The sequence below is a fragment of the Rothia sp. LK2492 genome, from assembly GCF_040946345.1.
In the GTDB taxonomy this organism is placed as follows: Bacteria; Actinomycetota; Actinomycetes; order Actinomycetales; family Micrococcaceae; genus Rothia; species Rothia endophytica.
In genome coordinates this window covers 1-880 of sequence record NZ_JAYWLX010000027.1, presented here as the reverse complement: position 1 = coordinate 880, position 880 = coordinate 1, and the positions used below count along the sequence as shown (strand labels likewise).

1 protein-coding gene is annotated in these 880 nt (G+C 60.6%); it reads left to right on the top strand.

The genetic code is table 11. From position 1 onward, the window contains the following. The first annotated feature begins 61 nt into the window (after positions 1 to 61). Entirely contained in the window at positions 62 to 826 is a 765-nt protein-coding gene (locus tag VVR27_RS11565) for an IS6-like element IS6100 family transposase (RefSeq protein WP_001389365.1), read from the top strand. Positions 827 to 880 lie beyond the last annotated feature (54 nt).

Genomic DNA, 880 nt, shown 5'->3' with positions numbered 1-880 from the left:
GGCTCTGTTGCAAAAATCGTGAAGCTTGAGCATGCTTGGCGGAGATTGGACGGACGGAACGATGACGGATTTCAAGTGGCGCCATTTCCAGGGTGATGTGATCCTGTGGGCGGTGCGCTGGTATTGTCGCTATCCGATCAGCTATCGCGACCTTGAGGAAATGCTGGCGGAACGCGGCATTTCGGTCGACCATACGACGATCTATCGCTGGGTCCAGTGCTACGCCCCGGAGATGGAGAAGCGGCTGCGCTGGTTCTGGCGGCGTGGCTTTGATCCGAGCTGGCGCCTGGATGAAACCTACGTCAAGGTGCGGGGCAAGTGGACCTACCTGTACCGGGCAGTCGACAAGCGGGGCGACACGATCGATTTCTACCTGTCGCCGACCCGCAGCGCCAAGGCAGCGAAGCGGTTCCTGGGCAAGGCCCTGCGAGGCCTGAAGCACTGGGAAAAGCCTGCCACGCTCAATACCGACAAAGCGCCGAGCTATGGTGCAGCGATCACCGAATTGAAGCGCGAAGGAAAGCTGGACCGGGAGACGGCCCACCGGCAGGTGAAGTATCTCAATAACGTGATCGAGGCCGATCACGGAAAGCTCAAGATACTGATCAAGCCGGTGCGCGGTTTCAAATCGATCCCCACGGCCTATGCCACGATCAAGGGATTCGAAGTCATGCGAGCCCTGCGCAAAGGACAGGCTCGCCCCTGGTGCCTGCAGCCCGGCATCAGGGGCGAGGTGCGCCTTGTGGAGAGAGCTTTTGGCATTGGGCCCTCGGCGCTGACGGAGGCCATGGGCATGCTCAACCACCATTTCGCAGCAGCCGCCTGATCGGCGCAGAGCGACAGCCTACCTCTGACTGCCGCCAATCTTTGCAACAGAGCC

What these genes read in the sequence shown, in the direction of transcription:
- VVR27_RS11565 (WP_001389365.1), top strand. Translation starts at nt 62, where the DNA reads ATGACGGATTTCAAGTGGCGCCATTTCCAGGGTGATGTGATCCTGTGG.